1 protein-coding gene is annotated in these 254 nt (G+C 68.1%); it reads right to left on the bottom strand.

The window, feature by feature from the left end; all coding sequences use genetic code 11:
• Positions 1-254 (bottom strand): oligopeptide/dipeptide ABC transporter ATP-binding protein (locus SB679_RS25325; RefSeq protein ID WP_410705096.1); only part of this gene is annotated, 254 nt, incomplete at both ends.

The following is a 254-nucleotide window of genomic DNA, read 5'->3' as shown; positions in this document are numbered from 1 at the left end:
GCAAACGAACAGCCCGGCGGCAGGGCCGCCAGGTCTGGCGGCGATCCGGGTATGGTTTCCAGGCGCGTGCCCTTTTGCATCGCGCCATGCGCACGGCCCTTGAGCAACGCCTGGGTGTAGGGATGACGCGGCGCGCGCAACAGGTCGGCAATCGTGCCCTGCTCCACGATGCGGCCACCATACATGACCGCCACGCGGTCGGCAATCTCCGCGGCCGCGCCGATATCGTGCGTCACGAACACGATGGCCAAGCC

The organism is Chryseobacterium sp. SIMBA_029 (assembly GCF_046535275.1).
Classification (GTDB): Bacteria; Bacteroidota; Bacteroidia; order Flavobacteriales; family Weeksellaceae; genus Chryseobacterium.
Note: the sequence above shows the minus strand (reverse complement) of the source record. Positions and strands in the feature narration are given on the sequence as shown.